Below are 25,728 nucleotides of genomic sequence, written 5' to 3' on the forward strand. Positions count from 1 at the left end.
GCTTATAGATATCCATTTCCCAATGATCGCTTTCCGTTAGCAAACAGTAAATTACGGTTTGCTATTGCTGTATAGATTAGCAATTGCTAATCTGCGCTTCCTGAACGGAGGTGCATATGACTCTGCACGAATATTTGAAGGCTTTGAACAAACCTGACCTTGACTCGTTTGCCCGCCGTTGCGGGACTTCTGCCGGACAACTCAGACAAGTTGCTTACTGTAATCGCCGGGCCAGTGCCGCTCTTGCAGTGAACATTGAGAGAGAGTCGAAAGGCACGGTTGTATGCGAGGTGCTGCGCCCAGACATCGACTGGGCGTACCTTCGCGGCTCTGAAGCCGCATAAAAGTCGCAGGGCCGGGGACCTCTCACCACAAGATTCCTCCGACCCAGCAACGGCAGTGCAAAACACTGCCAACTCCGCCGACCAGGTCCTCTCACCACAAGATTCACCTGGTTGGCTAGAACGATGAACCGTGCCGCACAGCACGTTTAGCACAGCACATCGGTCGTGGTCGTAGGATAGGGCGTGCCCCTGCCTATGGCTACACCGTAAACGGGGATTTTACGGTTATGAGTCGCACGGATCTTTTGCCTGACGCTGGTCAGGTGCTTTCGTTGCGCCAGGCGCTTTACCGCGCCGGACGCGACTATAAGGGCGGGGTTACTGCCCTTGCCCACGACATGGTGTTGGACAACGACACCCTCCAGAAAAAGCTGAAGCTTGATGAAGAGCGACGCTGGCTCAATCCTGACGAACTGGAAGACATCGTCCGGCTCACGGGCAGCCCGCTACTGCTCGATGCCTTGATGCGTCCGGCATCAGCCGTCTGGTACCAGCCGGAGCCTGTCGCTGCCACGCAGGATGCGCTCAAGTCGGTCGGCAAGCTGCTGACCGAAACAGGCGAGTTCGTTTCAGGCATGCACAACGGTGCTGCCGACGGTGTATGGGAACTGCACGAAGTCGCTCTGCTGGAGAAGCAGGGCAATGACATCATTCGTGCGGTGCTGGGCATCATGGCCGGCGCTCGTCTGGCGATGGAGGATCGTGCCAATGGCTGACGATATCGACCGCGCTACGGAACAGGCTCAGTACCTGTTGGACGTCGCTCTGTTTAAGCATCGCCGAATACCGACCAGTTTGGTCAGCTCACAGTTCTGTGAAGACTGCGACGATCCGATCCCGGAGCTACGCCGTGCTGCCATTGTGGGCTGCGAGACGTGTATTCACTGTCAGTCGCTGCGGGAGCAGCGTAGATGAGTGATCGTCCAATCCCGCTTTCTGCTTGGGCACGTCGTTACTGCGAGACATTCAATTTTGCGTTAGTACCGATTCAACCGGGCGAGAAAGGCCCGAAGGGAAGGGGATGGAACCAGCCCGGCAAGTACATCGTTGATCCTGCCAAGGCCGAGGCGTTCTGGACGAAAAATCCCAACCATAACCTCGGCGTTGTGCTGGGGCCGAGTCGGGTGTGTTCGTTGGACGTCGACGATGTCCAGTGGACGCGGTTCGTCCTTTACGAACTCTTGGGCGTTGATCTGGATGCGCTTGCACTGGCTTTCCCGACTGTCGTTGGTAATCCTCAGCGATTCCGGGTTCTGTTTCAGGTCCCGGAAGGGCTGGAACTGACGCGGCACTCCCTGTCTTGGCCCAATGAAAACGACCCGGATGGGTCAAAACACAAGGCAATCATGCTGAAGGCAAACGCCGCTCGGGAGGCGGGCGATACAGCCAGAGAGGCTTTGTATCGAGCAGATGCCGAGCAGTACAAGCGGTTCACAGTGTTTGAATTGCGTGCAGGATTGGTGCAGGACGTACTGCCTCCCTCCATTCATCCAGGCACCGGCCAGCCATACACCTGGCGCACGCCGCCTGATGCTTCGGGGCTTCCGGTTCTGATCAGCGATCTGCTGAATGTCTGGAACAACTGGGACGTCTTCAAGCGGGGCGCGGAGGCTGCGTGCCCATGGCTGCCGGAGGATGCCAAACCAACCGTCAAACAAAAGCCCAAACCGAAGCGCGCCCCTGTGGCGGGTAATCGTCCGTCTGTGATCGACGAGTTCAACAACTCCCACGATGTCGAAGAGATCTTACGCAGCCACGGCTATACCAAGCGCGGGAGCAAATGGCTTTACCCGCAGAGTAGTACCGGACTCCCTGGGATCACCGTGGCTGAAGGCAAGGTGTATTCGCACCATGCGGCTGATCCGCTGGCCAATGGTCACCAAAACGATGCGTTCGAGGTGTTCTGTCTACTGGAGCATGGCGGTGATCAGTCCAACGCGGTGAAGGAAGCGGCGCGGATGCTCGGCATGCAGTCGACCCGACCCAGCGCAAGCGATCTTCCCCCGGCCCCAACTGAAGGTAGCGACAGGTCAGATGCAGCGGCACCGGACGCGCCAAGCGAGGCGGCTCCTGCACCTGACGGGGGGGCGGGGGAGGAGCTGACTATCGAGCAGGTGCTGCGGCGTTTTGCTTTGGTAGAAGGCACCACACATGTTTGGGACTTCGATAAATCTAGGGCGATGAAAAAGTCAGCGTTTGAAGCGCGTGTGGGCAAGCCCATTGCCAAGCTTTGGCTCGAAGCCACAGACAAGAAGCTGATCGCTGACGATCAGGTAAAGGACATTGAGCAGGCCCGGAAAATGGCGGGCAAGAAGGGCGGTGCGCTGGGCATGCGTCCCACGGAACGTTACGTCTATATCGACGGCACCAAAGACGTTTGGGATCGAGAGAAGAAACGCCGTATCGCCGAGGGGGCCGTCAAGATGGCCTTGGGCGACACCTACGCGCTCTGGCTGAACAGCAGCGAGCGGCGGGTGGTGGACGTCGAACACATTGTCTTCGACCCGACCATGACCAAAGACCCCAGCATATACATCAACACCTTTGACGGCCTGCCTTTGGAGCCGGTCAATGACGACGCGGCGTGCGCCAATCTGCGCTGGTTGATTTCATTCCTCTGCAACCATGATGAGGCTGCTGCACTGTGGCTGACTCGGTGGCTTGCATATCCGTTGCAACACCTCGGTGCCAAGATGGATACGGCGGTGCTGATGCACTCCACCATGGAAGGCTCGGGCAAAAGCCTGTTGTTCGCCGACACCTTCGGTGCGCTCTATGGCCAGTACGCCGCGACAGTTGGCCAGACCCAGTTGGAGAGCAACTTCAACGCCTGGCAAAGCAGGAAGATGTGGGCCGTGTTCGAAGAGGTGGTCAGCCGCGATCAGCGTTACAACCAAGTCGGTAAGATCAAGCACTTGGTCACCGGCAAGACCGTGCGCATGGAGTCGAAGTTCATCAACGGCTGGGAGGAGGCCAACCACATGAACGCGGTGTTTCTCAGCAACGAGATCCTGCCGTGGCCGATCAGCGACAGTGACCGGCGAATGTTGGTGATGTGGCCGATGGAAACCTTGCCGGTCGCTCGACAGCAAGCCATCGGGCGAGAGCTGGAAAATGGTGGTGTTGCGGCTCTCTACGGCTGGCTGCTGCGTGTGGATCTGGGAGACTTCAATGAACGCACCCGCCCGCCCAGCACTGCGTCACGCGAGCGGCTGGTTGCGCTCAGCCGGGCAGGATGGCAGACGTTCCTGCACCTCTGGCGCTATGGCGAGTTGGGCCGGGGCCTTTGGGGGGCATGCCTTTCGACTGATCTGTATGCGTTGTTCATCGAGTGGTGTCAGCGCAATAAAGAGCATGTGATGAGTCAGACGAAGTTTTCGCTATTCATCAGCTCGGAGGTGGAGAAAACCCGGTCAATACCCTGGACTGAACGCAATGATCGGCGCTTCGGCGCTTTCTTTGTGCCCGATGATCCTGAGGCTTCCCTTCCCCCATCAATGAGAGCGCCGGACTTAGGCGTTGCCGTCGAGGCCTGGCGGGGCAAGGCGCGCCTTGCGGGGTGGAACGTCGACAGCTGGGACCACGTGAAGGCGGTGGCAGCATGAGTACCTCTAAAAGTGTGTCGGGTGTGTTGGGTATGTTTTGGGTTGGTTTTGGCAACCCGACACAGATCAAACGCCCATTTTTCGCGGGGTGCAGACGTGTGTGTTGGGTGTGTTGGGTTTGGCGTCGCGCGCGCATGCACGACATTATTTTCATCAGGAAGAGCACCGATGTTTTTTCCTCATGCGAGGGCAAATAAACCCGACCAACCCAACACACCTAGCACACTCTTTATTAATTCATTGTTTTTAAAGGGTTTTAAGTGTGTTGGGTCTGTGTTGGGTAGGGCGTTTTTTGTGTGGGGTTCAGATTTCGAGAGGAAAGGGCAGTGATCAAGGAAATCGAGGCGTTGATGGTGCATTGGGGCGAGCAGATGCGAGAGCGCGGCCAAGGCGGTGGATTGGGCAGCCAGTTGGGGGCGATCATCGAATGGGGCGGCGCGCCGCCGCGTGGTACGCCGGGTTCTCGGATACTTGGGGGTGCTGGCTGCGGAATTGATCACATTGCCTGTGAGGTTCAGGCAGCGGTGGCTGAGCTGGAACGGTTAGGCCGTGCACCGCTGGCACGGTTGGCACTGGAGCGTTATTGCGCCATGGCGACGGTCCGCGATCAGATGAAAGCGGTCGGTATTGCCGAAGGCGCTGATCGGACTTATCGCAACTGGGTGAATCGCCTGCATCAGCAGGTCCTGCTGATTCTCACACTGCGCAGCGGCTCGACACGTGGCTACCCGGTTGGAGCGCAAACCAACCGCCATCTGAAGGTGGCGACAGGTGTCTCAAGAGCGATTAGAGTCCCTCGAGCGCTCTGACTGTGTAATTGCATTCACTTGACCACCTGTTTGCATTGGACTTGACCAGTCATTTCCATTTCTTGCTGACCAGTTGTTTGCAGTTGATGGGTGTCAGCGGGTGACACTCAGGGGGAGTGCGCCAGCCGAGCACTGAAGGGCTGCAACCGGCCAGAACCAGTCATTCGGTCTCTGAGAAACTAGGAGCGATTCAAGGGGGGCCGGGAAAAGCGAATCCAATACATCATGCATGTGTAATTCTATTAAAATTATGTAGCTGCAGGTTATATGGCTATGTATTTTACCGCTCTGCTTTTCCCAGATTGCCACTCTGACGCTTGGTAGGATGGTCAATATGGCCATTTAATGCTACGTATGATTCTGCCGGATTCGGACACTCGGCGCCCAGATTGCTCTGGGCGCTTGCACCCAAACGCATGACAGGAGTTGCTAGGCATGAGGGACACCTTTCCAATAGAACACGGTCTGTCCGCATCTGTGGCCGATGGGTTGGTCTACCGATCCGAGGGGGCGATTTCCCTCACTGATGTTCAGTACCTCGCGTTGGAGTCTGGCGTGGCGCATGGACAAAGCATGCTGGTGGTTTCCCCTACCTCCACGGGAAAGACTCAAATTGGGCTCTGGGCTATTGCTGAAGGACTGCTCGCAGGGAATAAAACAGTTTATTTGGTGACCCATCGCGCACTGGCCAAGCAGAAATTTGAAGACTTCAAAACGTTGTTATTGGACAGATATTTGGAGAGCGATGGTGCTTCCATGGTTATTGCCACGGGGGACTACGTCGAAGATGCCACGGGGCAGTATTCTGCGGCTCCTCTTAGTGCTCCTCTGGTAATTTCTACATATGAAAAATATTTAGCGCTACTGTCGGCATCTGGGGTGCCGAAAAGCATGCACAATACGATTGTCGTGTGCGATGAAATTCAGCTGATGGGAGACGAAAACCGCGGGCAAAATGTTGAAGTCCTTTTAACACTCATGCGGAATGCGGGTTGGAAGCAATTTGTAGGATTGTCAGCAGTTCTAAAAAGCAAGGATGCCCAAGACTTAGCGAACTGGCTGCGGGTTCAGCTTATTTTCGAGCAAAAGCGCGAGAAACATTTACGGTATGAATGCTGGATTGGCGATCAGATTTATTCAGTAAGCAGTGCAAAACCTGATGTGATGGAATCGGACAAGCGACTGCCTGCTGGAATTAAAGCGGAAACGATTTCAGCTTTAACATATTTGCTCAAGCAAGATAACCCACCGCTTCCAATCATAGTTTTTTGCATGAAAAAGCAAGATACTTATGATCTTGCTGAGGCTTTTGTAGCTTCGTACCACAAGGGTAAGCAAGGACAGTTGTCGTTAGAGTTTGATACATTGCCCGAAACTTCAGCTAACGCTATGTTGGCGAAGATACTAGATCTCCGAGTAGCGAGTCATAACGCGGATTTGACTGACGAAGAGCGAGCGGTAGTGGAGCGTTACTTGTCAGAAAATAAGCTGGATGTTGTATTTGCTACAAGTACTTTAGCAGCAGGTGTGAATTTTCCTTTAGGGGCAGCAGTATTTGCTAATTGGGAGCGTTGGGACGGCCAGCAAAGGCAGTATGTCGCAATAGATAGCGCAGAGTTCCACAACATGTCCGGGCGGGTCGGGCGAATGGGGTTTGAACATGCAGAAGGGCGGGTAATATATTTTAGTACGGGGCTGCAAAGCGCATTAGCTAAAAGTTATCTATCAATTGAGCAGCTTCCTCAAATCAAGGCACGAATTGTGCCTGCTAGGTTTGGTCAGCTTTCACTGCAACTGATATCTTCAGGGTTGTGCAGCAACAGAGCCGAGCTTGAAGAGCTTGTTTGCACAACGTTCAGTGCGTTAAGGGAAGAAGATAACAACTTAACTGCATTTAAGACGTGGCCGAGTAAAGTCGGTGTTGCTCTGGCCGGCTTGATTGATGCTGGCTTCGTCGTTGAAACATCTGGTGGGGACCTGAGCCCCACGCCAGTGGGGCGAGCAGTCGGGTTCAGTGGTTTGCTGCCTGAAACCGGGGTGTTTTTAATCAACTTTCTGTCTAGAAAGTCACTTTATTTGGCAGAACTCATTGGGCATCTTGAATCGGCGGATCTCAAATCCAGGCTAGAGATGCTTATCTTTTCCGCATGCTTATCCAGCCCTGAGTTTCGTCCGAGGAATGGAGTTAAACCTACTCGGTTCCTGCCTTATCAGTTGAAAGATCCCATTTATGATGCGCAGCATCTCGCAGATGACCTAATGGAATCAATTTGGCAAGTTGATCCAGTACCTACTAATGCGGCATGGTTGTGCCAGAAGTGGACTAGCGGTGTTGAGATTAGGGCAATTGAGCGTGAAGTTAAATCTCTGAGTGCTGGCGCTGTCAAAGAAATGAACAGAAGCCTATCCTGGATCCTACAGGGCTTAGCTGGAATAGCTATGTCCGCCGCCGATAAGCGCGTGCCGCCAGTTCTACGTCCGCCACAAGTAAGAGTGGATGATACTTTGCTGCGCGCTATATCTAAGCTGACGCGCTACATTCGAAGATTAGCATACAGAGTCCAAGAGGGATTGCCGGACGACATTCTCTGGATGACAGGGTTATCTGCGTCGGGTAGTGCTTTAAAGCTGTATAGGCATGAAATGTTGCTGTTGAAGCAGCATGGAGTCACAACGCCGCAATTGCTTATGCTTGGCAGTCCTGAGGCGAATTCAGCAAGAATTTTAGCTTTTGTAAAATCTAAGCCTAATGCGCAAGCTAAAGCAAATTGGGCACGAGACGCTTGTCGAGATTGGAAAGTTGACCAGCGGAAGCGAATGTCTGTTAGGCATCTAAAGCGAGCTAGCAGGTGCGATAGTAAGGTTCTAATTGAGAACTATTATGAGGCAAAAGGTGATGCGTTTGAAATAGCGTTCGAACAGGTGCTTGCTCAGCTAGGTGTAGCGTTTGAAAAGTTAGATGACAAGACAAAAACTGGCGCACCCGACTATCTGGTCAAATTCTTCGATTCGCCTTCGGTTGTGGTCGAGCTAAAATCGAAAGAGGGAGATAAGCTTGTCGATTACAATAAAGCGGTAGAGGTTTTAGCAGCCTCCGAAATTCACGGCTTTAGAGATTGTTTTTGCGTGACTCTTTGCCATCCCGGAGTAGATCCGAGTGTGCCACAACAAATTGCCTCCTGTGGCCGGTTAAGCGTAGTTGAAAGTGGGGATTTGGGTGAGGCTCTATTGCGATTGTGCGAGGGAAGCCTAACACAACAACAAGTGTGGCAGTGGCTTTGCACTCCTGGGCAGGCCGTCGCCGAAGATCTGCCATTTCGTTTGTATAATTGATTAGTTTCTAAGAGAAATTTGTGAGACCTACAGCCCTGCTATTTCTAGTAGGGCTGAAGGCTTTATATCTAGTGCTTCGGCGATCTTGGTGACACTCAAAATTGTGATGAATCGCCCGTGGTTTCGTGGATATATCCGACTTACTGCTTATGGCCGTTCCCTGCCGGTCGTCACTACCGCGTACGCTAAACAAGTCCATGCAATTACGTTTTCTGACCGTCCGTCCGGTTAGATTGTCGTATTGCGGTCGTATTGGTGTTGCATTACGGTCGCATCGTGACCAACCTTTAAATAGCCCTTTTCGGTTTTTCCGAACGTCGGTACAACGTGGGCACGATCTGCGATTTGCGCCTGAATCGCCTCCAAAGCACCTGCTGTACATGCTTCACCCAGCCATCCCCAAGGCTGTCACCAACCCCGCCTCGGCGGGGTTTTTCATTTCAGCTCCCCCGGAAGGGTGGCAACCGGATGCGCACCATGCCCGACAAACCAGATACGTGGGCCAGGATCGTGGCGGCCATTTCAAATCCACTGTGGCAGGGCATGATCATGGCCATCGTCGTTTCTCTATTGCGCATCCTCTACGACGCCAAAGAAACCAGTAAGCGCCGGATCTTGTTCGAAGCGCTGATCTGCGGTTCGCTGAGTCTGGTTGCCTCCAGCCTGATCGAGTGGATGACCTGGCCGCCCAGCTTGTCGGTAGCTGCAGGTGGAACGATTGGCTTTCTTGGCGTTACGGCCATTCGCGAATTGGTGGCCCGTTTCATAGGCCGGAAGGTGGATTCCCTATGAAGGCTATCGCCGCTGCAATCATCATCGCGCTGGTGGGCGTACTGCTCGTCGGCATTCAGCAATACCGGGTCGTCGCATTGCGCGGCGAGGTGGAAGTGGAAGCAACGGCCAAGAAGAAAGCACTCGACGCCAACGTCGAAAGCGAGGCCACCATCACCACGTTGCGCGCCGAGGCCCAGCGTAACGCTGCCTATCTGAAGGACTTGAATCAACGGATCAAGGCCAGCGAAAACAAAGCCAAACAGGCGAGGAAAGAATTTGAAGACCTCAAGCGCAACAGCAAGCCCGTTCGTGATTGGGCTTCTCAGCCTTTGCCTGACGGCCTGCGCGGCAAAGCCGGTGGTGGTCACAAAAACGTCAGCGGTTCGAATCGAACCCCCTGAGCTGATTCCTTGCGAACGCATCAACGCTGATGAGGCTGACCTTCGTTCTAACGGCGACGTCTGGGAGCTGAAGGACCAGGCCATCAAGCTGCTCGACACCTGCGCCGATCAGGTCGACGCCCAGATCCTGCGCAGCCAGAGCAGGTAGTCGAGGCCACTGTGCTTCATGCCCCATCGGGGGGCAAACCAACCCCCCTGTTTTTTGGGTCCTCCCTGAGGGGGGCTCCCTACACGGGTACGTGGACTCGCGGTTCCTGTGCAGCTGAGTTTTTTGCAGGGATGTCCGTCTTTCTAAAGGGTTGTGTATGGGCAGGAAAGTCAGCAAGGCCGACTTGAGTGAGATCGTTGGCCGGGATGAACGCACCCTGACCCGGTGGCAACACGACGGCATGCCGGTGGTCGAGTTTGGTCTGGGTCGTGGCAACGAAAACCAGTACGACACCGAAGCGGTGGTCCAGTGGTTGATGCAGCAGGCTTCGCTCAACGGCAAGAAGGAATCGTCCCGTGACAGGCTCGACCGGGTCCGGGCCAACCGTGAAGAACTGGCGCTGGCCAAAGAGCTTGGGGAGGTGGTGATCGCCTCCGACATGATCCAGCGCTTCGAGGCCATGATCATGTCGGCCAAGGTCGAACTGCTTAATACATTTCCAGATGTGCTCGCCGCTGAGCTGTCAGCCCGCTATGGCATTGAGGTGGATGATCTACTGATTCGTGAGCCCATCGAGGCCATCCTGAGAAGGCTTTCGGACTATGACAATGATGCTGACTCAACTGGAGATTCTGACGAATCGCCATACCCGGAGGGCCTTGAGGAAGACGGCGAGTGAGTCCCTGCACAAGGCCTGTTTGAAGTGGGCTCCACCGCCGCGCATGAGCATCATCGAGTGGGCGGACAAGTATCGCTGGCTGTCCGCCGAAGAGGCTGCACGGCCGGGTAAATACCGGTTCGATGTGACCCCGCATCTGGTCTGGCCAGGTGGCCCACTTGAGGCGCTGGACGATCCAGACGTTACAGAAATCGTAGGGCGCAAGTCTGCGCAGGTGGCCTGGACGTCGGGCGTGCTGGGTAATGCCCTGGGCAAGTGGATCGACATCGATCCGTCTCCGATCCTGGTGCTTTTTCCCAAGGCTGAAGCGGCCAAGCAGTATGTGGGCGAGAAGCTTGAGCCCATGATTGAGGCGACGCCCAGGCTTCGCAAGAAGGTTGATCTACGCAGTCGCAAGCTGCAGCAGCGCCAGGACTTCAAGCGTTTTCCGGGCGGCTTTCTGAAAATGGTGGGCTCCAACAGTCCGGCGAGCGTGAAGTCCACGCCGGTGCCCAGAGTCGCTGTCGAGGAGCCTGATGACTGCAACCTCAACCTACGGGGGCAGGGGGACAGCATCAAGCTGGCCAAGGAACGATTGAAGACGTTTCGCCGCTCGAAAATCATCATCGGCGGCACCCCGACCATCAAGGGCCTATCGGCCATTGATGCGGAGCTGGAAATCTCCGACAAGCGCGAAGGGCTCGTGCCTTGCCACGAATGCGGTCAGTCGCACGCGTTGAGTTTCGACAATCTGTTCTGTGCGGACGACCCCGACTACCACCACGAGGTGTACGGCAAGAAGCGGCCAGAACATGCGTACTACGCCTGCCCACACTGCGGCTGTTCATGGGATGACAACCAGAAAAACGCAAACCTCAAGCACGGCCGTTGGGTCGCGACGGCCGAGTTTAGAGGCATCGCCGGTTACATTCTTAACGAGCTCTACGCCACGTTCTGGGGATCGCGCTTCCAGGCGCTGATGGAGAAGCAACTTCAGGCCGAGCACGCCGCGTCCCACGGTAACATCGGGCCGATGATTGCGTTCGTCAACAGCTCCAAGGGGGAGAGTTACGAATACAAAAGCGATGCACCCAAAACCGATGAGCTGGAAAAGCGGGCTGAGCCTTACGCAGAGCTGACGGCACCCAATGGTGTGCTGCTGATTACGGTGGGCGTCGACGTTCAGGGGGACCGGCTGGCGCTGGTCATCATCGGCTGGGGCCGGGGTGAAGAATCGTGGCGACTGTACTGGGGGGAGCTGTACGGTAATCCCATCGATCCGCATGACGCCGTTTGGCAGGAACTGGATCAGCTAATCGCCAAGCCTGTGGCGACAGAGGGCGGAGCGCAGCTGGTCATTTCCGCCGTGAGTATCGACAGCTCGGACGGCAACACCAGCGACGCGGTCTACGGGTACGTCCGGGATCGGCAGCGCTACAACATCATGGCTATCAAAGGTGCGTCGATTGACAGCCGTGATAAGGAAATCTTTACCCGGCCGTCCCCGTCGGTTGACTCCTCCCAGGACAACACCAAAGCGTCGAAATATGGCTTGCGCGTCTACATCGTCGGAACCCACAAGGCCAAGACGCTGATCGACGGACGTCTTCGACTCACCGGCGCAGGGCCGGGGCGGATGCACTGGTACAGCGAGATCCGCTCGGACTACTACGAGCAGCTCACCAATGAAGTGCTGGCCCCTCACGCTCGCAACCCCAGCAAGATGGTGTGGCAGAAGAAGGCGGGTCGCCGCAACGAAGCGCTGGATTGCGAAGTGTATGCACTGCATGCGGCCAGAAGCTTGAAGACCCATCTGTTACGCGAACATGAGTGGGACCAGCTGGAGCAACAACTGCTGCAGCCCACTCTTTTCAACACCGAGCAGGCCGTCACTCCTGTGCCACGTAAAGCGAATGCTCGCGGTCGTGGCACGCGCAGCCGTGCAGGCTATTAGAGGTTCAATCATGACTGACGCACAAATGCGCCTGGAGCAAGTACGGGCGGCGATCTCTGACGTCCTTAAAAAAGGTCAGCGTCTCAAAAGAGCAGATCGCGAGATCTATAGGGCCGAGCTCGACAGCCTGCGCTTGCTGGAGCAGCAGTACGCCAAAGAGGTCGCGCTGGAACAGGCATCGCTGCAGGGCAGGGGGCGTAATCGCATCTCCTACATGGTGATTTGATTATGGGTTTTTTCCGTAAAGACCCTGCCGAGTTGTTGATGCGAGAGGCACTCAAGCTCGCCAAGTCTGTGTCTGAAGGGTCGCCTGCCAAAGCGCAGGGTGGCGGTGGCGGGGTTGAAACCCGCTGGCGCGGTGCATCCCGTGTGCTGCGCAGCATGGCGGGCTGGATTCCGGGATTGGGCAGTGCCAGGCGCGACCTGCACCACAGCGAGCGTCGCATGCTGGTAGCCCGGTCGCGTGATGCCATGCGCAACCACCTGATTGCTCGGGCGGCTATCACCCGTCTGCGTACCAATGTGGTCGGAACCGGCCTGGTCTGCCGTGCCCAGATTGATCATGTCGCGGTGGGCATCGACGAGCAGCAGGCCGAGCAACTGAACGCCCAGCTGGACAGAATCTGGTCGCTGTACGCCGATGACCCTCGCGAGTGTGATGCCGAAGCCACGCTCAATCACTATCAACTGCAGGCGCTGGTGCTCATCTCGGCCATGGTCTGCGGCGACGTCCTGATCGCCAGTCCTGACGATGAACGTCCGGGCTGCATCTTCAGCACCCGATTGCAGTTGATCGAATCGGATCGTGTCTGCAACCCGGACGGGGGCATGGACCGCGCAGACATGGTTGAAGGTGTCGAGTTTGACCGGTTGGGAGCCCCCTTGGCGTATCACGTCTGCAACGGCTATCCCAATGAGTATTTGGCAGGGCAGAGTCTGGCGTGGGAGCGACTGCCTGCTTTCGGTGACGTGACCGGCAGACGTCGGGTCATGCATGTCATGTCGGACAAGGAAAGGCCAGGCCAGAAGCGAGGCGCTCCTTATCTGGCTCCGGTGCTGGAGCCGTTGCAGAAGCTGGAGCGCTACAGCAGTGCTGAGTTGATGGCAGCGGTTATCTCGGCGATGTTCACCGTGTTCATCAAAAAGAACAACGACTTCAACGTCTCCAACTTGCCCATGTCCGCCATGGGCAACGAGGGCGCGGGCGGGGATACCACCGATGATGGTGAGCTGGCGTTGGGAGAGGGTGCCATTGTCGACCTGGGTATGGGTGAGGAACCTGTGGTGGCTAACCCGGCTCGACCCAATGCCCAGTTCGACCCCTTCTTCACGGCTGTCGTTAAAGAGATCGGTGCGGCGCTTGAACAACCGATGGAGGAGTTGCTACTGCATTACAGCAGCAGTTACAGCGCGGCACGCGCTGCAATGCTCCAAGCGTGGCGGTTCTATAGCGTTCGGCGCTGGTGGCTGGCCTGTGACTTCTGTCAGCCCAGCCGCGAATTGATCATCGATGAGGCCGTGGCGAGGGGACTGATTCACCTGCCGGGTTATTCAGATCCTGCGAAGCGTAAAGCCTACTGTCAGGGGATCTGGATCGGTCCTGCGCGGGGCGCTATTGATGAGCTCAAAGAAGCCAACGCAGCCGGTAAGCGGATCGAAATCGGGGTCAGCAACGAAACCCTCGAAACGGCCGCAATGACGGGCGAGCCCTGGCAGCAGGTCTACCGCCAGCGTGTTCGCGAAGTCGAGCAGCGACGCTCAGACAACCTGCACATGTTGCCCAAAGGCGGCGTCATCGCTGACCCACCCACACCACCCAACGAGGAATAACCATGCCCCGCGCATTGGAGCTGGCTGCATCGCAGCCTTGGCTGATGCTGCCTGACGCCCTGGATAACCTGCTGACCATTGCCGACCGCATGGGCGATCCGGGTGCGTTGGAGAGCAAAACCGGTATCCGCTTAGAAAATAGCCGCACGGTCAGCGTTCGCAACGGCGTTGCCATCATCCCGGTGGTCGGTCCGGTTTTTCGCTACGCCAATCTCTTTACCGAGATCAGTGGCGCGACCAGCACCCAGGTGCTCGCCACTGACCTGCAGTCGGCACTGGACGACCCGAACATCAAGTCCATCATCCTCAATATCGACAGCCCTGGCGGGGTGGCGGCGGGCATCAACGAGCTGGCTGACCAGATCCATGCGGGACGCGCGCGTAAACGCATTGTGGCCTACGTCGGTGGAACGGGTGCCAGCGCTGCTTACTGGCTGGCTTCTGCGGCCAGCGAGATTGTCATCGATGAGACGGCGTTGCTCGGCAGCATCGGCGTAGTGGTGGAAACCGTGGTCGAGGGCGAGGCCAGCACCGGCAGCAAGCGTTACCAGATCGTCAGCCGCAACGCCCCCAACAAGCGGTTGGACATGGCCACCGAAGAGGGACGCGCCAAGGTCGGTGAAACCGTGGACGCAATGGGCGAGGTGTTTGTGGCCAAGGTCGCCCGCAACCTTGGCGTGGCATCCGACGCCGTTCCTGCAATGGGAGATTTTGGCGGCTTGCGGGTAGGTGCAGCGGCCGTTGAATCGGGTCTTGCTCACCGCCTGGGCTCGCTGGAAGGACTAATTACCGAACTGGCCAAACCGGCCGCGACACAACCGAGGACATTAACTATGACCACCGTCAACTCCACCGCTCAGCTGCGCGAAGCACTGGCCGCTGGCACCGACCCAAACACCATCGAAATTGCCCAGACCAGCCAGTCCGAACTGGAGACCGCACGAACGCAAGCCAGCACGCAGGCGGTCACCGCTGAGCGTGAGCGCATCAAGGGCATCAACGGTCTGGCAAGTAAGGGCTTCGAGGCCGAGATCACGGCGGCCATCGATGCAGGGGCCTCGGTCGAGGCAACCGCTTTGCAGTTGTTCAAGGCGGCACAGGATCGCGGTATTTCGTTGAGCGCCATTAAGGCCGACAGCACCCGTGCATCGACCTCTACACCTGCCGATGGCAACGCTCAGGGTGAGCGCAAAGCCGTAGTCGGAGCCATTGTCGCGGGCGCTTCGCGTCGCTGATCAGGAGAACATCATGAGTAATCCAACCCGTCAGACCTACGTCCCCAGTCATCTCTCTGCAGGTGCATTCCCTGTGGTAATTGAGACCGGAATCATTGCGGCAGGCCAGAAGCTCAAGCGTGGCGCGGTACTCGGTCAGGTCGATGCCGCGGGCGAGTACGTGCTCTGCGCCGCCGCTGCCGACAACGGCTCTCAGGCACCCAAGGCTGTGCTTGATCAAGACGTGGACACCACCGGCGGTGCTTTTCCAGCGTCGATTCTTCTCACCGGCGAGGTGCTGGGCTCTGAGCTCATGTTGGGCGAAGGCCTGTCACTTGCCAAAGCAAAAGCAGCCCTGCGGCCGCTGTGCCTGTTCATTCGTTAACCGGAGCTTCTGATGGATATTTTTGACACCCGTACCATGCTTGAAGCCGTCGAGCAGATGCCCACGGCGCGACGTTTTCTGCTGAACACGTTCTTCAATGGCGGCAGCCCCGTGACGTTCCCCACCAAAACGGTGGACATTGATATCGTCAAAGGCCAGCGCAAGATGGCCCCGTTTGTTCATCCGCGCCTGCCCGGCAGCATTTCGCTTCGTGACGGTTACCGGACTGACTCCTATGCGCCGCCGTACATCCAGCCCAAGCGTGAAACCACCGCTGAGCTGGTCCTCAAACGTTCGGCAGGAGATAACCCTTTCTCCAGCCGGACGCCGTTGGAGCGGGCAGGCCAGATGCTGGGCAAGGATCTGCGCGATCTGGATGACGAGATCATTCGTCGCGAGGAGTGGATGTGTGCCCAGGCACTGACCACCGGCAAGGTCCGCGTGCTGGGCGACGGCGTTGATGACACCATCGATTTCCTCATGGCTAACGATCACAAGATCACGCTGGGCACCGGCCAGTGGGGCACTGACAACTCTGATCCGATTGGCAACCTGCGCACCTGGAAACGCAAAATTGCCAAAGACTCCGGCCGCACTGCCAACACTGCTGCGCTGAGCGGTGAGGCGCTTGATGCATTCCAGTCCAATCTGACGGTCATCAAGCAACTGAACACTCGCCGCGTAGACATGGGCCTGATCAAGCCAGAAGAGCTGCCAGACGGCGTCACCTATCTGGGCTACCTGAACGATCCGGGCGTCGACCTTTACGGTTATGACGAGTGGTACCTGGATGACGAGGGTGATGAGCAGCCCATGATCCCTGCAGGCGGTTTGGTTCTGGGCGCGACGTCCACGCGTAACGCCATGCTTTACGGTGCCATTCAGGATCTGGAAGCCATCGAGAGCGGGCTGGTCGAAGCGGCACGCTTCCCCAAGAGCTGGACTACCCAGGAGCCGAGCGCCCGCTGGTTGAAGCTGCAGAGCGCGGCACTCGCCGGTTTGCTGGAGCCGGACGCATTCATCTACGCCAAGGTGGTGTGAGATGGCCAAGAAGCCCGGCTATATCGTGGTGGACGGCTGCATTCAGGAGGGACGCAACGTCATCCTCAGAGGCAGCCCATACACTCCGGCTAGCAAAGAGATGGAGGATGCGCTGGTGGCAGAGGGGCGTATTGCAATCAGCACTGACCCTCGGGCGCAAGAGGCCATCCAGTCTCGGGCAGCAAGCCCTGCCGATACTGATGACGCCACTGACGGTGACTGACCATGAGCTTTCGAGAACTGGCTGAGGACATGGACGCCCAGATTCTTGAATCTCTGGGCGATATCGCAACCGTCGACGGACGCGATATCGCGGGGTTTCTTTCAATCCCGTGGCTGCAACCCAAGCTCGGACGCATCAACACCGGCATCAGGGAGCCGCACTTCGCGATACATGTTCATGATGCTACGGCGGTTGCGATTGGTCAGATCGTCTCCATCGACCTGCCTGAGCAGGACGGTGGCGGTCGGTATGACCTGGTCGGACTGGAACCTGACGGTACCGGCTGGGTATCTCTTATCCTGAGGCTTAAGCGATGAGCATTGGCAGCTTCTACAAGCAGTCCGCCAAGGACGGCATGATCACCCTGCAGCCTTCTGCGGCTGATCTCGACGCGTTCAAGGACTTTGCAGCGGCGGTTCCCAAAGCAGCGGCAGCGGCCCAGCGTCGAGCCATTAACAAGACTCTACGCTGGTTGCGTACGCACATTGCCAGGGCAGTTGGACGGCAAGAGCGCATCGCGGTTACGGCCGTTCGGCAACGCCTTCGGGCCTACCCGGTCACCGGTGGCACGATGCGCGGCAAGCTTTGGTTTGGTCTGGATGCCATTTCTGCCAGTCGTATCGGCCGTGCGCGGCAGAGCCGTACCGGCGTATCCGTTGCTGGTCGCCGTTATCAGGGCGCGTTCTTCAAAACGGTTTACGGCGGCAGTCCTGATATCTGGATCCGTACCGCGAGCAAGCACTTTGACTCAGGCGCGTATGCCGAGACAAGGCAAGGCAAACGTCGCTCCGGTTTTATCGAAGAAAACGGCAGCCGCTTCCCGCTGGCCAAAGCCAAGGTGTCGCTGGAAGAGGCAAGGCCACATTTCGATAGCTGGGTGAAACGGGCCGATGAGCGCCTGCTGGAGATTCTCAAGCAGGAATTCAATTACGAGCTGCAGAAGTACCTGAAAGGAACTGCCCGTGCCTGACGAAGATTTCAGTCTTGATTCGCTGTACGAAGCGATTGAACGACACATCAGGGCCGCGATTCCCGGTCTTGAGTACGTCGGCACCATGCCGGACATGCTTGAGCAGGTCGCTGTGCCAGCTGTGCTGATCGAACTGGTGGAGCTGGAGCCAGGTGTTGATCAGGGCACCGGGGAAACGGCCTTGATTGCCCGGTTCGAAGCACGGGTCATCGTGGGGTCAGAGCGCGAGCAATGCCAGCAGCAGGCAGCCTTCGCGGCCTCGCAACTGGCTGTCCTGCTGAGGTTGCAAACTTGGGGGCTTGAGGTCGAGCCCGCCGAGTTCGTGAGGGGCGCTCAAGACTGGTCGCGTCCGGAGCTGGACGGTTATGCGGTCTGGGTCGTCGAGTGGACCCAAGGCATCTACCTCGGCGAAGAGGAATGGCCTTGGCCCAATGAGCCGCCTGGCACACTGGTATTTTCCTTCAGTCCGGACACAGGACGTGGCAACGAAGGTCAGTACCAATCGCCTGAGGATATGTGATGAGTTTCGCGCTGGCTGAACATGACCGCATGCTGGCTGGTGTGGTGAAGGACTGCTATGTCGTTGCGCTGGACCTCACCGCGTCACCTCCGGTATGCCGCGTTTCGGATGGTGAATGGGTCAGCGCCTGGGTGCGCTGGCACAGCGTGGCGGCGGGCAAGGCGCGACACTGGCGTGCACCGACTCTTGGTGAGCAAGGCACCTTGTTCAGTGCCAGCGGTGACGTGTCGCAGGGCACGTTTATTCCGGGGCTCTATGGCAATGCAGGCGCTCAGCCTGATAACCGCGATCATGTGGAAGTCTGGCGCTTCGACGACGGCGGTTCCCTGATCTACGACTGGCAGGCCAACACTTACACGATTGATCTGCCGTCGGGAACGGTGACTGTCACAGTCGGAGCCAGCTCGGCCGTTGTGACCGATGACTCTATCACTGCGATCTCCGAAACGATCACTGCCAAGGCAGCCACGATCACGCTGGATGGCAATGTCACGATCAGCGGAACGCTCGCCGTAGTCGGTGATATCCATGGCGGCGGACAGATTATCGACACGGGTGGCAACACCCCGAACCACAAGCACTGACCCGGCCCGCACTGCGGGCTTTCTAATGTCTGGAGATATCTGATGGCGACAGTAAAAATCGATAAGGCTTCTGGTGATCAACCAGCAGCACCAACAAGCCAGGTCACACCCACGTCGATATCGGTTGCGGACGCCGTGTCTCCTCCCGCGCCCGCAGTAGCGGTGCGGATGTATCGAGACAAGCTGTTCACCTCGCGCACGCTGATTCTGCCGGATGAACGCACGCTCGCCGTCGCCAAAGGGATCGTCACGGCGCAGGCAGATGACACCGTCGCGCTGGAGTATTTGCGTGCACACCCGGACCTTGAGCCGCTGGAGTAATTCATGATCGGAATGGATCGCCGTACCGGTCAGCCTGTCTCCGGCCTGGCGCACCTGCGGCAGTCCATCGAAGACATTCTTGGCACTCCCGTCGGCAGCCGCCGAATGCGCCCGGAGTACGGCAGCAAGATCCGGCGCTTTGTCGACCTGCCTGTGAACGATGGCTGGAAAAGCGCGGTGCAGGCCGAGGTGGCCAGAGCTATCGGACGTTGGGAACCTCGCCTAAGACTTGAGCGTGTCAGGGTGATTGCGGTCCTGAACGGCCAGGTCACCTTGGAAGTGCAGGGCTTGTATCTGGGTGACAATGCGGTGTTGGAGGTGACGGCATGAGCCTGATTGAACTGTCGGCGCTGCCCGCGCCGCAAGTGCTTGAGGACCTGGACTTTGAAGAGGAGTATCAGGCCGAGCTAGCCGCCTTCCGCGAGTACATGGGTGACAACTGGAGCGCCTTGCTGGAAAGCGACCCGGTCACCAAATTGCTCGAACTGGGGGCTTACAGGCGGCTTCAGAACCGGGCGCGTGTCAACGACGCGGCAAAGTCGTTGATGCTGGCATATGCTCGGAAAGGCGACCTTGATCAGTTGGCAGCCAACGTCAATCTCGAACGTCTGGAGATCCAGGCTGCTGACCCTGTTGCTGTGCCACCCACTGCAGCCGTCATGGAGGAGGAAGATGCGCTTCGGGAGCGCGTCCAGCTTGCCTACGAGGGACTGACCACGGCGGGGCCACGAAACAGCTACATACTTCACGCACGCAATGCCTCAGGTTTGGTGGCCGACGCCACTGCGGAAAGCCCAACCCCGGCAGTCGTGGTGGTTACGGTGCTCGCGTTGGAAGGCAATGGTGTGGCTGGAGCGGATCTGCTGGAGACGGTTCGGCTCAACCTCAGTGACGAGGATGTGCGTCCCTTGGGGGATCGCCTGATTGTTCAGAGCGCTGAGATCCTGCCTTTCCGTATCAACGCTGTCGTTCACATGGTGGGAAGCGGACCTGAGACCGAGGCAACGCTGGCTGAATGCAAGAACCGGCTGGGGGCCTGGGTCAATCCCAGAAGACGCCTGGGCCTTGAGGTGGCTCGATCCGGCATTGACGCGCAACTGCACATCAGCGGCGTCAGTCGGGTGGATCTTCAGGGCTGGGCGGACATCCGCCCGACCAAGGCGCAGGCCGCTTGGTGCGAAGCGTTCACCGTGACGCGGGGTAGTTGAGATGACCAGCTTGCTCCCCCTCAACAGTTCCCCGCTTGAGCGTGCCATTGAGGTTGCCACGGATGAAGTCACGAAGATTCCCTTACGCACACTGTACAACCCACAGACCTGTCCCGCGCACCTGCTCTATCACCTTGCGTGGGCCTGGTCGGTAGACCGCTGGGATGAAGGGTGGTCTGAGCCGGTAAAGCGGGCAGCCATTGCCGCATCGTTCTTCATCCATGAACGCAAAGGAACAATCGGTGCAATACGCCGAGTGGTTGAGCCGCTGGGCTACCTCATCGATGTCTTGGAATGGTGGCAGACCGTACCTGAGGGAATCCCCGGTACTTTTGCCCTCAAGGTGGGTGTGCTGGACACCGGCATCACCGAGGAGATGTATCAGGAGCTGACGGCCCTGATCAATGATGCCAAGCCTGTCAGCCGCCACATGCTGGAACTGGCCATCAGCCTTGAAACGACCGGCCGTTTCTACCTCGCCGCTTCGGTCTCTGAAGGCGACGAAATCGATGTTTACCCACCTGTGCCGCGTGACATTGAAGTCTCGGGGCATATGGGGCTGGGCGGGCGTGAAACCACTATCGATACTCTGGATGTCTTCGCATGATCGATCAAACTTCGCAATTCTTTGCCACCCTGACCAATGTCGGTGCGGCCAAGCAGGCCAACGCCGATGCCCTCGGCGTGCCTTGGAAAATAGCTCAAATGGGTGTGGGGGATGCCAATGGCACCGACCCTGTGCCCGATGCTTCACAGAAAAAACTGATCAACGAGCGCCGCCGTGCCCCGCTCAATCAGCTCAAGGTTGATCCAGCCAACAACGCGATCATCATCGCCGAACAGGTTATTCCTGCTGAAATCGGTGGCTTTTGGATTCGTGAAATTGGCTTGTACGACACGGACGGGGATCTGGTGGCGGTTGCGAACTGCGCGCCGTCCTTCAAGCCTTTGCTGGCACAGGGATCTGGGCGTACACAGATCGTGCGCATTAACTTGCTGGTCAGCAATACCAGCAACGTCGAGCTGCGCATTGACCCAACGGTTGTGCTGGCCACACGTTCCTTTGTGGATCTGCGGATTCAGGAAGAGCTTTCCAAGCTCGGCAATAAACAATCGGTTCGCGCTGCTACCACCGGCCCCATTGTCCTTGTTGGTATCCAGGCGGTCGATGGCGTTGCGCTTGTCGCAGGCGACCGGGTACTGGTGAAAAATCAGGCCAGCGGCAAAGACAATGGTTTGTACTCAGTCGTTGCGGGCGGTGCCTGGTTACGCGTTGTTGACGCGGATGTAAGCGTGGAGGTGACACCTAACCTGATGGTCAGCGTCGAGCAGGGTGACACGTTGTTCGACACGCTCTGGCAGTTGACCACAAACGCGCCAATTACCTTGGGTACGACTGCGCTGGCGTTCGAGCAAGTGGCAGGTCCGACCGGCGTTTTGCCCGGTACTTACAACCGGGTCACGGTAGACCGACGCGGCTTGGTGATGGCCGGTTTCAACCCGACCACCCTGGGCGGTTACGGTATCGCTGATGCTTACAGCAAAACAGAAATTGATACGCGTGTGGCGGCGTTGCAGCCCAAGCTCGGTTTTGTTCCTGTGCAGCAGGGCACTGGCGCGGGCCAACTGAACAATCAGGTCAGGCTCGGCTGGTCGGGTAGCGGGCTAAAGGCGGCAGTCGACAATACTGATTTGGGCAACCTCTGGTATTCGGGCAACTTTGACCCGGCCACCAAGGCTAATGTGGGCAGCACGTTGTTTGCTTACGGCATCACCGATGCCTACACCAAGGCGGAGGTTGATCAGCGAGTTTCAGAGCGCGCTTTAAGGACAGAGGTGTATGCCAAGTCCGACGTCTATACCAAGACTGAAACCGATGCACGTGACGCGCAACGGCCGCTTGCCGACAGCATCACGAACATCGGGCTTGCGGCCAATGACCCGACCCAGCCTTACATGCGGCGTGCCAGTGACAACACGACGTATTTTCTTCAGACGAGGCTTGGCTTTGTGCCTGTCCAGCAAGGTACCGGGGCAGGCCAGTTAAACAACCTGATCAAGATCGGATATACGTCCGCAGGTCAGGTTAAGTTGGCGGTCGATAACACCGACTTCGGGAATCTCTGGTATTCCGGCAACTTTGATCCGTCCAAAAAAGCGAACGTCGGTTCGACGTTGTTTGCATACGGAATTACCGATGCTTACACCAAGGCTGAGGTCGATGCGCGTGATGTTGAACGTGCTTTAAAGACCGAGGTTTATAGCAAGGGCGATGTCTACACAAAAGCAGAAACTGATACGCGCGTTGCAACACGGCCAGTAGCTGACTCAATCACGCATGTAGGCTTTGCGGGAGATAATTCAGCAGCGCCCTACATGCGGCGCGCTGCCGACAGTGCAGTTTATTATCTGGTCAGCGACCTGAACCTCGGGGCAAAGGTTGCGGCGCAGGGGCTTACCGGCATTGGGCAATACGCATTTGCGCGAGTCATTACCGCCTACGGAAATTCAATTAACCAGGGCACTTCAGTCCCCGGCTCTAACCTTATTTTCAGTTCCACGGCTGTGGGTGATGGCACAAGCAGCAACTCCGGCGCTATCGCAATAGGTGTTTGGCGCGCCCATGGTGCTTTCAACAATACAGAGCGCACGCTCTTTCAACGAATCCAGTAGGTTCAACCATGTCCACAATATTAAGTGCCCGCAATCCATACTGGTCTTCTCAGGCCCGCACTACCGTCGAATTGATGGTGGCTTTCGAGGGGTTGGTGGAAACACATGGGGAGTTGCCGTTCACGGCTTCTCCCCACGACCCTGAGCCCCACGGTGTAGAGCTGTACGAACGAGCTTTGGCGGGTGAGTTTGGTCCGGTTCAAGACACGCCGATTGAGCTGGTGCGTGTGCAGGTCATGTGCATTCGTGGTGATCGCTCTGCTGCGGCCACGGCCCGGATTGACGAGCTGATGACCGAGTACCAGACAGTGCAGGATGCCGTAGCGTTGAAAATGGCCACCGACGAGCAACTCAAGGCGCTGCCTGCCGTGGAGGCCGAACTCAATGCGCAGCGGGTGTACCGGGTAAAGCTCGCCCAACTCGACACATTGCCAGGCTATCCGCTGGACTTTGAATGGCCGACGCCGCCTGCGAATCCGTTCGTGTACGAGCCTACTGAGCCCGAAGGCTCTGCGCAGGATGCCCCTGACGACGAAGCGCCCATGACCTGACGCCCCGCACTGACGGGGCGCTTTCTTTTCTGCTGTTCGCATTCCACCACCAACCCCTCTTATGGGGTTTTTTCGTTTCTGGAGATCGTCCCATGAGTTTCTTCCACGGCGTGACTGTCACGAACGTCGACACCGGCGCGCGCACCATCTCGTTGCCCACGTCCTCGATCATTGGCTTGGTGGATACGTTCACTGAAGCGCCTGCTTACAGCGCCAAGGTCAATGACCTGGTGCTGATCACTTCCGAGCGCGAGGCCATTGCAGCGTTTGGCCCTGACTCGGCGATCACCAAAGCCTGTCAGGCAATCTACGTGCGGGCCAAGGCGGTGATCGTCGCCTGCGGCGTCGCCAAACTGGACGATGCTGCCCTGCAAGCCTCCGCGATCATCGGCGGTGTGAAAGCCGATGGCACACGTACCGGTCTCCAGGCACTGCTCGATGGCAAGAGCCGCTTCAATGCCCAGCCGCGACTGCTGATCGCGCCCAAGCACAGCTCGATTCTGGCGGTCGGCACCGCTATGGCTGCATTGGCAGACAAACTGCGGGCGCTGCCGATCTTCGATGGCCCCAACACCACAGACGAAGCGGTCATGGCGTATGCCAAGAACTTCGGCGGCAAGCGTTCTTTTATGGTCGACCCCGGTGTTCAGTATTGGGATACGACGGCCAGCAAGACGGTTGATGCACCGGGCTCTGCCTGGGTAGCGGGCCTGTTCGCCTGGACCGACGCGGAGTACGGCTTCTGGGCCTCGCCGTCCAACAAAGAGTTTGTAGGTATCACGGGCACCAAGCGGCCTATCGAGTTTCTGGACGGTGATGAAACTTGCCGGGCGAATCTGCTCAACTACGCCAACATCGCCACCATCATCCGCGACGACGGCTATCGCCTGTGGGGCAACCGCACGCTCAGCAGCGATCCCAAGTGGGCGTTCGTCACCCGCGTGCGCACCATGGACATCGTCATGGACGCGATCCTCTACGGGCACAAATGGGCGGTGGACCGCTCGATCACTGCCACCTACGTCAAGGATGTGACCGAGGGCCTGCAGGCGTTCATGCGTGACCTGAAGAATCAGGGCGCGATCATCAACTTTGAAGTGTTCGCGGATACCGAGTTGAACACGGCCAGCCAGCTTGAGCAGGGCAAGGTGTACTGGAACATCCGTTTCACCGACGTGCCGCCTGCCGAAAACCCCAACTTCCGCGTTGAAGTCACCAATCAATGGCTGACCGAAGTGCTCGACTCTGCCGCTTAAGGAGCTGCAACGATGGCAATGATTCCCGAAACACTGAGCAACCTGAACCTGTTCGTGGACGGTGTCAGCTTTCAGGGCGATGTGCCCAGCCTGACCCTGCCCAAGATGACGCTCAAGACTGAAGAGCACCGTGGCGGTGGCATGGACTTGCCGGTCGAACTGGACATGGGCATGGAAAAGCAAGAGTCCAATTTCACCACCACGGGCGTGCGTCGCGAGTCCCTGAAGTTCTTCGGCTTGGCGGATGGCACGGCCTTCAACGGTGTGTTCCGTGGTGCCTTTAAAGGGCTCAAAGGCAAGATCACCCCAGTGGTGGTGACCCAGCGTGGCCGACTCAAAGAGGTCGACATGGGGGACTGGAAAGCGGGTGACAAGGCCGAGATCAAACACGCTGTCGCGCTCACCTACTACAAGCTGGAAGTGGATGGCCGGGTGGTCTACGAGATCGATGCGCTGGGCATGAAGCGCGTGATCAATGGTGTCGATCAACTCGCGGCGGAACGTTCCGCCCTTGGCCTCTGATAGAAGGAAACATCCTGTGTCTCAAGTAAATACCAATCCGAAGTGGATGACCCTGACGGCCGAGAGCGTGTCGGTGAAGCTGACCAAGCCTGCCGAGGTCAACAGCGTTCAGGTCGATACCATCACCATGCGCGCACCTACCGTGCGCGATGTGCGCACCGCCCAGGCGGCTGCCAACGGCGACGATGAACAACGCGAGCTGAACCTGTTCGCATCCCTGGCCCAGATGGGCGTCCGCGATCTTGAGGGGCTGTCCCTCAAGGACTACAGCCGCCTGCAGGCCGGTTATTTTCGCCTGGTGCGCGACGACGAGCTTTGACCCCGCATTGCAGAGGCTTGCGGCGAAGCGGCTCGCAAAAGAGCTGGGTTTTTCGTCGGCAGAAATCATGTCCATGTCTTTCTCG

Annotated in this window: 30 protein-coding genes; all 30 read left to right on the forward strand. The window is 57.6% G+C overall.

All coding sequences use genetic code 11. From position 1 onward, the window contains the following. The first annotated feature begins 116 nt into the window (after window positions 1-116). The 30 genes from ALO80_RS12945 (at window position 117) to ALO80_RS13090 (ending at window position 25,643) form a co-directional block, all read left to right on the forward strand. Window positions 117-344, forward strand: a complete 228-nt coding sequence (locus ALO80_RS12945) for a transcriptional regulator (RefSeq protein WP_055009299.1) — start codon at window positions 117-119, stop codon at window positions 342-344. A gap of 227 nt (window positions 345-571) precedes the next feature. After that, entirely contained in the window at window positions 572-1,060 is a 489-nt protein-coding gene (locus tag ALO80_RS12950; RefSeq protein ID WP_005771748.1) for a phage regulatory CII family protein, read from the forward strand. Next, complete coding sequence (locus ALO80_RS12955; RefSeq protein WP_055009300.1) at window positions 1,053-1,259, forward strand: TraR/DksA C4-type zinc finger protein; 207 nt, start codon at window positions 1,053-1,055, stop codon at window positions 1,257-1,259. The genes ALO80_RS12950 and ALO80_RS12955 overlap by 8 nt, the downstream gene beginning before the upstream one ends. Next, on the forward strand, window positions 1,256-3,949 hold the full coding sequence (locus ALO80_RS12960; protein ID WP_055009301.1) for a bifunctional DNA primase/polymerase: 2,694 nt from the start codon (window positions 1,256-1,258) through the stop codon (window positions 3,947-3,949). The genes ALO80_RS12955 and ALO80_RS12960 overlap by 4 nt, the downstream gene beginning before the upstream one ends. Before the next feature lie 326 nt (window positions 3,950-4,275). Continuing rightward, complete coding sequence (locus tag ALO80_RS12965) at window positions 4,276-4,758, forward strand: hypothetical protein (RefSeq protein WP_055009302.1); 483 nt, start codon at window positions 4,276-4,278, stop codon at window positions 4,756-4,758. A 435-nt stretch (window positions 4,759-5,193) separates the two neighbouring features. Continuing rightward, window positions 5,194-8,091 carry a DEAD/DEAH box helicase gene (locus ALO80_RS12970; RefSeq protein WP_055009303.1) on the forward strand — a complete coding sequence of 966 codons (2,898 nt, stop codon included), beginning with the start codon at window positions 5,194-5,196 and terminating at the stop codon, window positions 8,089-8,091. Between the two features lie 468 nt (window positions 8,092-8,559). After that, window positions 8,560-8,883 carry a phage holin, lambda family gene (locus ALO80_RS12975; RefSeq protein ID WP_003377395.1) on the forward strand — a complete coding sequence of 108 codons (324 nt, stop codon included), beginning with the start codon at window positions 8,560-8,562 and terminating at the stop codon, window positions 8,881-8,883. Continuing rightward, window positions 8,880-9,266, forward strand: a complete 387-nt coding sequence (locus ALO80_RS12980) for a hypothetical protein (protein WP_055009304.1) — start codon at window positions 8,880-8,882, stop codon at window positions 9,264-9,266. The genes ALO80_RS12975 and ALO80_RS12980 overlap by 4 nt, the downstream gene beginning before the upstream one ends. After that, entirely contained in the window at window positions 9,226-9,414 is a 189-nt protein-coding gene (locus ALO80_RS31745) for a hypothetical protein (protein WP_235662494.1), read from the forward strand. Before ALO80_RS12980 ends, ALO80_RS31745 begins: the two co-directional genes overlap by 41 nt. A 157-nt stretch (window positions 9,415-9,571) precedes the next feature. Continuing rightward, the gene (locus ALO80_RS12990; protein WP_010205770.1) at window positions 9,572-10,093 is read left to right on the forward strand and encodes a terminase small subunit; all 522 of its coding nucleotides are present in this window, start codon (window positions 9,572-9,574) and stop codon (window positions 10,091-10,093) included. Next, a complete protein-coding gene (locus ALO80_RS12995) occupies window positions 10,023-12,026 on the forward strand; it encodes a phage terminase large subunit family protein (protein WP_328586929.1) in 2,004 nt (667 codons plus the stop codon). Before ALO80_RS12990 ends, ALO80_RS12995 begins: the two co-directional genes overlap by 71 nt. Before the next feature lie 10 nt (window positions 12,027-12,036). Beyond that, entirely contained in the window at window positions 12,037-12,252 is a 216-nt protein-coding gene (locus ALO80_RS13000; RefSeq protein ID WP_004663043.1) for a hypothetical protein, read from the forward strand. A gap of 2 nt (window positions 12,253-12,254) precedes the next feature. Continuing rightward, window positions 12,255-13,856: a phage portal protein gene (locus ALO80_RS13005; protein ID WP_055009307.1), complete on the forward strand. Its 1,602-nt coding sequence runs from the start codon at window positions 12,255-12,257 to the stop codon at window positions 13,854-13,856. Window positions 13,857-13,858: 2 nt separating this feature from the next. After that, window positions 13,859-15,091 (forward strand): S49 family peptidase, encoded by a 1,233-nt coding sequence (locus ALO80_RS13010; protein WP_055009308.1) that lies wholly within the window; start codon window positions 13,859-13,861, stop codon window positions 15,089-15,091. Between the two features lie 13 nt (window positions 15,092-15,104). After that, complete coding sequence (locus ALO80_RS13015) at window positions 15,105-15,455, forward strand: head decoration protein (RefSeq protein ID WP_055009309.1); 351 nt, start codon at window positions 15,105-15,107, stop codon at window positions 15,453-15,455. A gap of 12 nt (window positions 15,456-15,467) precedes the next feature. Continuing rightward, window positions 15,468-16,496 carry a major capsid protein gene (locus ALO80_RS13020; protein WP_055009310.1) on the forward strand — a complete coding sequence of 343 codons (1,029 nt, stop codon included), beginning with the start codon at window positions 15,468-15,470 and terminating at the stop codon, window positions 16,494-16,496. A 1-nt stretch (window position 16,497) separates the two neighbouring features. Next, window positions 16,498-16,719, forward strand: coding sequence for a hypothetical protein (locus ALO80_RS13025; protein WP_055009311.1), 222 nt, complete (start codon window positions 16,498-16,500; stop codon window positions 16,717-16,719). Between the two features lie 2 nt (window positions 16,720-16,721). Next, window positions 16,722-17,036, forward strand: a complete 315-nt coding sequence (locus ALO80_RS13030) for a head-tail joining protein (RefSeq protein WP_055009312.1) — start codon at window positions 16,722-16,724, stop codon at window positions 17,034-17,036. Beyond that, complete coding sequence (locus tag ALO80_RS13035) at window positions 17,033-17,689, forward strand: phage tail protein (protein WP_055009313.1); 657 nt, start codon at window positions 17,033-17,035, stop codon at window positions 17,687-17,689. The genes ALO80_RS13030 and ALO80_RS13035 overlap by 4 nt, the downstream gene beginning before the upstream one ends. Further along, complete coding sequence (locus ALO80_RS13040) at window positions 17,682-18,209, forward strand: hypothetical protein (protein ID WP_055009314.1); 528 nt, start codon at window positions 17,682-17,684, stop codon at window positions 18,207-18,209. The genes ALO80_RS13035 and ALO80_RS13040 overlap by 8 nt, the downstream gene beginning before the upstream one ends. Continuing rightward, window positions 18,209-18,793, forward strand: coding sequence for a phage baseplate assembly protein V (locus tag ALO80_RS13045; protein ID WP_055009315.1), 585 nt, complete (start codon window positions 18,209-18,211; stop codon window positions 18,791-18,793). The genes ALO80_RS13040 and ALO80_RS13045 overlap by 1 nt, the downstream gene beginning before the upstream one ends. A gap of 42 nt (window positions 18,794-18,835) precedes the next feature. Next, window positions 18,836-19,114: a hypothetical protein gene (locus ALO80_RS13050; protein ID WP_055009316.1), complete on the forward strand. Its 279-nt coding sequence runs from the start codon at window positions 18,836-18,838 to the stop codon at window positions 19,112-19,114. 3 nt (window positions 19,115-19,117) lie between these two features. Beyond that, window positions 19,118-19,444, forward strand: a complete 327-nt coding sequence (locus ALO80_RS13055) for a GPW/gp25 family protein (RefSeq protein ID WP_055009317.1) — start codon at window positions 19,118-19,120, stop codon at window positions 19,442-19,444. Further along, entirely contained in the window at window positions 19,441-20,322 is an 882-nt protein-coding gene (locus ALO80_RS13060) for a baseplate assembly protein (RefSeq protein WP_055009318.1), read from the forward strand. Before ALO80_RS13055 ends, ALO80_RS13060 begins: the two co-directional genes overlap by 4 nt. 1 nt (window position 20,323) lies before the next feature. Then, complete coding sequence (locus tag ALO80_RS13065) at window positions 20,324-20,929, forward strand: phage tail protein I (protein WP_055009319.1); 606 nt, start codon at window positions 20,324-20,326, stop codon at window positions 20,927-20,929. Beyond that, window positions 20,926-22,995, forward strand: coding sequence for a phage tail protein (locus ALO80_RS13070; RefSeq protein ID WP_055009320.1), 2,070 nt, complete (start codon window positions 20,926-20,928; stop codon window positions 22,993-22,995). The genes ALO80_RS13065 and ALO80_RS13070 overlap by 4 nt, the downstream gene beginning before the upstream one ends. 8 nt (window positions 22,996-23,003) lie before the next feature. Beyond that, on the forward strand, window positions 23,004-23,546 hold the full coding sequence (locus tag ALO80_RS13075; protein ID WP_055009321.1) for a tail fiber assembly protein: 543 nt from the start codon (window positions 23,004-23,006) through the stop codon (window positions 23,544-23,546). A gap of 92 nt (window positions 23,547-23,638) precedes the next feature. Next, window positions 23,639-24,802: a phage tail sheath C-terminal domain-containing protein gene (locus ALO80_RS13080; protein ID WP_055009322.1), complete on the forward strand. Its 1,164-nt coding sequence runs from the start codon at window positions 23,639-23,641 to the stop codon at window positions 24,800-24,802. Window positions 24,803-24,814: 12 nt separating this feature from the next. After that, the gene (locus ALO80_RS13085) at window positions 24,815-25,324 is read left to right on the forward strand and encodes a phage major tail tube protein (RefSeq protein ID WP_017698634.1); all 510 of its coding nucleotides are present in this window, start codon (window positions 24,815-24,817) and stop codon (window positions 25,322-25,324) included. A 46-nt stretch (window positions 25,325-25,370) separates the two neighbouring features. Next, window positions 25,371-25,643, forward strand: coding sequence for a phage tail assembly protein (locus ALO80_RS13090; RefSeq protein WP_174518952.1), 273 nt, complete (start codon window positions 25,371-25,373; stop codon window positions 25,641-25,643). Window positions 25,644-25,728: the final 85 nt, after the last annotated feature.

It is taken from the genome of Pseudomonas caricapapayae (genome assembly GCF_001400735.1).
Lineage (GTDB): Bacteria > Pseudomonadota > Gammaproteobacteria > Pseudomonadales > Pseudomonadaceae > Aquipseudomonas > Aquipseudomonas caricapapayae.

What these genes read in the sequence shown, in the direction of transcription:
- ALO80_RS12945 (WP_055009299.1), top strand. Translation starts at nt 117, where the DNA reads ATGACTCTGCACGAATATTTGAAGGCTTTGAACAAACCTGACCTTGAC.
- ALO80_RS12950 (WP_005771748.1), top strand. Translation starts at nt 572, where the DNA reads ATGAGTCGCACGGATCTTTTGCCTGACGCTGGTCAGGTGCTTTCGTTG.
- ALO80_RS12955 (WP_055009300.1), top strand. Translation starts at nt 1,053, where the DNA reads ATGGCTGACGATATCGACCGCGCTACGGAACAGGCTCAGTACCTGTTG.
- ALO80_RS12960 (WP_055009301.1), top strand. Translation starts at nt 1,256, where the DNA reads ATGAGTGATCGTCCAATCCCGCTTTCTGCTTGGGCACGTCGTTACTGC.
- ALO80_RS12970 (WP_055009303.1), top strand. Translation starts at nt 5,194, where the DNA reads ATGAGGGACACCTTTCCAATAGAACACGGTCTGTCCGCATCTGTGGCC.
- ALO80_RS12975 (WP_003377395.1), top strand. Translation starts at nt 8,560, where the DNA reads ATGCGCACCATGCCCGACAAACCAGATACGTGGGCCAGGATCGTGGCG.
- ALO80_RS12980 (WP_055009304.1), top strand. Translation starts at nt 8,880, where the DNA reads ATGAAGGCTATCGCCGCTGCAATCATCATCGCGCTGGTGGGCGTACTG.
- ALO80_RS12990 (WP_010205770.1), top strand. Translation starts at nt 9,572, where the DNA reads ATGGGCAGGAAAGTCAGCAAGGCCGACTTGAGTGAGATCGTTGGCCGG.
- ALO80_RS12995 (WP_328586929.1), top strand. Translation starts at nt 10,023, where the DNA reads ATGATGCTGACTCAACTGGAGATTCTGACGAATCGCCATACCCGGAGG.
- ALO80_RS13000 (WP_004663043.1), top strand. Translation starts at nt 12,037, where the DNA reads ATGACTGACGCACAAATGCGCCTGGAGCAAGTACGGGCGGCGATCTCT.
- ALO80_RS13005 (WP_055009307.1), top strand. Translation starts at nt 12,255, where the DNA reads ATGGGTTTTTTCCGTAAAGACCCTGCCGAGTTGTTGATGCGAGAGGCA.
- ALO80_RS13010 (WP_055009308.1), top strand. Translation starts at nt 13,859, where the DNA reads ATGCCCCGCGCATTGGAGCTGGCTGCATCGCAGCCTTGGCTGATGCTG.
- ALO80_RS13015 (WP_055009309.1), top strand. Translation starts at nt 15,105, where the DNA reads ATGAGTAATCCAACCCGTCAGACCTACGTCCCCAGTCATCTCTCTGCA.
- ALO80_RS13020 (WP_055009310.1), top strand. Translation starts at nt 15,468, where the DNA reads ATGGATATTTTTGACACCCGTACCATGCTTGAAGCCGTCGAGCAGATG.
- ALO80_RS13025 (WP_055009311.1), top strand. Translation starts at nt 16,498, where the DNA reads ATGGCCAAGAAGCCCGGCTATATCGTGGTGGACGGCTGCATTCAGGAG.
- ALO80_RS13030 (WP_055009312.1), top strand. Translation starts at nt 16,722, where the DNA reads ATGAGCTTTCGAGAACTGGCTGAGGACATGGACGCCCAGATTCTTGAA.
- ALO80_RS13035 (WP_055009313.1), top strand. Translation starts at nt 17,033, where the DNA reads ATGAGCATTGGCAGCTTCTACAAGCAGTCCGCCAAGGACGGCATGATC.
- ALO80_RS13045 (WP_055009315.1), top strand. Translation starts at nt 18,209, where the DNA reads ATGAGTTTCGCGCTGGCTGAACATGACCGCATGCTGGCTGGTGTGGTG.
- ALO80_RS13050 (WP_055009316.1), top strand. Translation starts at nt 18,836, where the DNA reads ATGGCGACAGTAAAAATCGATAAGGCTTCTGGTGATCAACCAGCAGCA.
- ALO80_RS13055 (WP_055009317.1), top strand. Translation starts at nt 19,118, where the DNA reads ATGATCGGAATGGATCGCCGTACCGGTCAGCCTGTCTCCGGCCTGGCG.
- ALO80_RS13060 (WP_055009318.1), top strand. Translation starts at nt 19,441, where the DNA reads ATGAGCCTGATTGAACTGTCGGCGCTGCCCGCGCCGCAAGTGCTTGAG.
- ALO80_RS13065 (WP_055009319.1), top strand. Translation starts at nt 20,324, where the DNA reads ATGACCAGCTTGCTCCCCCTCAACAGTTCCCCGCTTGAGCGTGCCATT.
- ALO80_RS13070 (WP_055009320.1), top strand. Translation starts at nt 20,926, where the DNA reads ATGATCGATCAAACTTCGCAATTCTTTGCCACCCTGACCAATGTCGGT.
- ALO80_RS13075 (WP_055009321.1), top strand. Translation starts at nt 23,004, where the DNA reads ATGTCCACAATATTAAGTGCCCGCAATCCATACTGGTCTTCTCAGGCC.
- ALO80_RS13080 (WP_055009322.1), top strand. Translation starts at nt 23,639, where the DNA reads ATGAGTTTCTTCCACGGCGTGACTGTCACGAACGTCGACACCGGCGCG.
- ALO80_RS13085 (WP_017698634.1), top strand. Translation starts at nt 24,815, where the DNA reads ATGGCAATGATTCCCGAAACACTGAGCAACCTGAACCTGTTCGTGGAC.
- ALO80_RS13090 (WP_174518952.1), top strand. Translation starts at nt 25,371, where the DNA reads ATGACCCTGACGGCCGAGAGCGTGTCGGTGAAGCTGACCAAGCCTGCC.